Origin of the sequence: Streptomyces purpurogeneiscleroticus (assembly GCF_020024005.1) — a bacterium.
In the GTDB taxonomy this organism is placed as follows: domain Bacteria; phylum Actinomycetota; class Actinomycetes; order Streptomycetales; family Streptomycetaceae; genus Streptomyces; species Streptomyces purpurogeneiscleroticus.
Genome location: NZ_NHSG01000397.1, coordinates 1 through 3397, shown reverse-complemented (window position 1 = coordinate 3397; position 3397 = coordinate 1). Strand labels below are relative to the sequence as shown.

The window sequence follows — 3397 nt, the reverse complement described above, 5'->3', positions numbered from 1 at the left end:
GTTACATTTCGAACCCGGAAGCTAAGCCTTTCAGCGCCGATGGTACTGCAGGGGGGACCCTGTGGGAGAGTAGGACGCCGCCGAACAATCATTGTGGGAAAGCCCCGCACCTCTGGTGCGGGGCTTTTCTGCGTTTAGGGTCGGTCCTATGCGATACGACCTGGTCATCTTCGACAACGACGGTGTGCTCGTCGACAGTGAGCCGATTTCGAATACGATCCTGGCCGGCTACCTGACCGACCTCGGGCATCCGACGACGTACGAGGAGTCCATACGGGACTACATGGGTGCGGCGATGCACCGGGTGCACGATCTCGTCGCCGAGCGGACCGGGCAGCGTCTGCCGGCGGATTTCGACACCACCTTCCACGCGCGGGTCTTCGCCGCTTTCGAGCAGGAGCTGACGCCCGTTACCGGAGTACCGGAACTGCTGGAGAAATTGGTGGCCGCCGGCACTCCGTACTGCGTCGCATCCTCCGGGAGCCACGAGCGCATTCGCGTGGGGCACCGGAAGACCGGGCTCGACCGTTGGTTCACGGGCGAGCGCATCTTCAGCTCGGAGGACGTGGGACGGGGAAAGCCGGCCCCCGACCTCTTTCTGCACGCGGCCGAGAAGATGGGCGTCGCCCCCGGACGGTGTGCAGTGATCGAGGACAGCCCGCTGGGCGTGCAGGCGGCGATAGCGGCCGGTATGGACGTGTACGGATTCACGGCCATGACCCCGGCCGACCGGCTGGCGGGCGCGACCGCGCTCTTCACCGAGATGGCGAACCTCCCGGCGCTCCTCGTATGAGGCGCGCAGAGTCACTCAGAGGCGCCCAGAGGCACCAGGAGCACCCAGAGACACTTGTGTGATTCATCTACCCATCGGTAGTGGCGAGTTCTACGCTGTCCGGCCATGACCGCCCCTAACGGGCTCACCCCCGAGCCCCGCCTCCGGCACGGCCGGGCCGCGCTCGCCGTGAGCTTCTTCGTGCAAGGGGCGGTCTTCGCGCTGCTTGTCACGCGGATCCCTGCGATCCAGGACCGGTACGGGATCTCCGACGCGCTGCTGCCCGCCTTCCTCGCCGCCGTGCCCGTCCTGGCCGGAGTGGGCAGCGTGGCAACCGAGCGCCTGGTGAAGCGGGTACGGCCCGGGCTTGTCCTGCGATGCGTACAGCCGGTGGTCTGCCTGGCACTGGTGGGCGTGGGGGCCGGGAGCGGCCTGGCCCAGGTGGCCGTGGCCCTGGGGACGTTCGGGCTGGCGGTCGGGGCGCTGGACGCGTCGATGAACATGCTCGGGGTGAGCCTGCAGCGCGCCTACGGACGCAGCATCATGCTCGGCTTCCACGCGGCGTTCAGCCTCGGCGGGATCGTGGGTGCCTCGCTGGCCTGGGCGGGCGCGCACTGGGGGCTCTCGCTGGCCCTGCTGTACGGGCCGACCGCCGCGGTCGCCGTGCCGGCCGTCCTGGTCGCCGGGCGCTGGTACGTCGACCAGCGGCGACGCCCGAGCGCTGCCGCCCGGGCCGGGTCGGCGACGGCCCCCATCGACGCCTCCCTGCGATTCCTACTGCCCCTCTGCCTGGTGATGGCCTTCGCGTACATCGGGGACTCGACGGTCTCCAACTGGAGCGCGAAGTACCTGCAGGACGTGCTGGGGAGCTCGGAGCAGCTGGCGACCGTGCCGTACAACGTGTACATGGTCACCACGCTTCTCGGGCGGAGCGTCGGGGACCTGGGGGTGCGGAGGTTCGGGCCGGTTGCGGTGGTGCGGGCGGGGGCCGTGGTGGCGGCCGCCGGGTTCGCGGTGGTGGCTGTGGCGCCCGGCGCGTGGGTGGGTATGGCCGGGTTCACGCTGCTGGGGCTGGGGCTGTGCGTGATCGTGCCGCAGATGTTTGCGGCGGCGGGCCGGCAGGCGTACGAGGCGCACGGTCCGGCGGGCGGCGGTCCGGAAGCGTCGGATGCGGCCGTCGCGCGACTGAATATCTTCAACTATGTGGGCTTTCTGGTCGGTTCGCCGCTCGTCGGGGCGGTGGGTGACGCCTGGAGCTATCGCGGGGCGATGCTCGTGCCGATGGTGCTCGTACTGGTGACACTGGTGTATGCCCCATCGTTCGGTGGGGAGCGGGCCCGATACGGTGGCGGGCATGAGCGGCCGCGCACAGCTGATGTGGGACGAAGCAGTAACGGGCTATGACTTCGGGCCCGGTCACCCGATGGACCCGGTGCGGCTCGCGCTGACCATGCGGCTGGTCCAGGCGTACGGCCTCGACCGCGGGCCGGTACAGGTGGCTGCCGCCAAGGCGGCGGGCCTGTCCACACTGCGCCTGGTGCACCGCGAGGACTACATCGACGCGGTACGGCGTGCCTCCGCCGATCCGAAGGCCGCGGAGGTGGCGTACGGACTCGGTACCGTGGACGACCCGGCGTTCGCGGGCATGCACGAGGCGTCGGCGCTGATCGCCGGGCAGTCGGTGGGCGCGGCGGAGGCGGTGTGGCGCGGGGACGCGCTGCACGCGGTGAATTTCACCGGCGGGCTGCACCACGCGATGCCGGGCGGCGCGGCGGGCTTCTGCATCTACAACGACGCGGCGCTGGCCATCGCGCGGCTCCTGGAGCTGGGCGCGCGCCGGGTGGTGTACATCGATGTGGATGTGCACCACGGGGACGGCGTGCAGGCCGCGTTCTGGGAGGACCCGCGGGTCCTGACGATCTCGCTGCACGAGCACCCGCGCACGCTCTGGCCGCAGACCGGCTGGCCGGAGGAGACCGGCGGCGAGGGCGCCGAGGGCACCGCGGCGAATGTGGCGCTGCCGGCCGGTACGGGCGACGAAGGGTGGCTGCGCGCTTTCTATGCGGTGGTGCCGGAGCTGGTGGCCGGATTCGGGCCCGATGTGATCGTCACGCAGCACGGCGCCGACACCCATTTCGAGGACCCGCTGGCGCACTTGGCGGTGAGCGTGGACGCGCAGCGCGCCGTGGCCGAGACCTGTCACCAGCTGGCGCACGCGCACTGCGAGGGGCGCTGGGTGGCGCTCGGGGGCGGCGGTTACGCGGTGATCGACGTGGTGCCGCGGACCTGGACGCACCTGGTGGCGATCGCGGCGGGGCAGCCGCTGGACCCGGCGACGGACATCCCGGAGGAGTGGCGGCACGAGGTGTACCGGCTGACGCGGCAGCCGGGGCCGCGGCGGATGACGGACGGCCGGGAGCCGGTGTTCCGGGAGTTCGCGGACAGCGGGTACGACCCGGCGGACCGGCTGGACCAGGCGATCCTGGCGACCCGCCGCGCGGTGTTCCCGGCCCATGGGCTGCTGCCGTAACGGGGTTTGAGGCGGCGGCGGGCGGCATACAGAAGCGCTGACGACGGTCCCCACTCAACCCCTACCCATACGGCGGGAGGGGGCATGCGCGGGAG

At 71.0% G+C, this 3397-nt stretch carries 3 protein-coding genes and 1 rRNA gene; all 4 read left to right on the top strand.

The features are described 5' to 3' along the window. A 5S ribosomal RNA gene (rrf, locus tag CCS38_RS29255) occupies positions 1–86 on the top strand; the annotation flags it as partial. 62 nt (positions 87–148) lie between these two features. Then, the gene (locus tag CCS38_RS29250; RefSeq protein ID WP_223736348.1) at positions 149–793 is read left to right on the top strand and encodes an HAD family hydrolase; all 645 of its coding nucleotides are present in this window, start codon (positions 149–151) and stop codon (positions 791–793) included. A 105-nt stretch (positions 794–898) separates the two neighbouring features. Further along, on the top strand, positions 899–2176 hold the full coding sequence (locus CCS38_RS29245) for an MFS transporter (protein ID WP_223736347.1): 1278 nt from the start codon (positions 899–901) through the stop codon (positions 2174–2176). Beyond that, positions 2127–3302, top strand: coding sequence for an acetoin utilization protein AcuC (locus CCS38_RS29240; protein ID WP_223736346.1), 1176 nt, complete (start codon positions 2127–2129; stop codon positions 3300–3302). Before CCS38_RS29245 ends, CCS38_RS29240 begins: the two co-directional genes overlap by 50 nt. Positions 3303–3397: the final 95 nt, after the last annotated feature.

Coding starts and splice junctions, on each gene's coding strand:
- CCS38_RS29245 (WP_223736347.1), top strand. CDS start 899: ATGACCGCCCCTAACGGGCTCACCCCCGAGCCCCGCCTCCGGCACGGC.
- CCS38_RS29250 (WP_223736348.1), top strand. CDS start 149: ATGCGATACGACCTGGTCATCTTCGACAACGACGGTGTGCTCGTCGAC.
- CCS38_RS29240 (WP_223736346.1), top strand. CDS start 2,127: ATGAGCGGCCGCGCACAGCTGATGTGGGACGAAGCAGTAACGGGCTAT.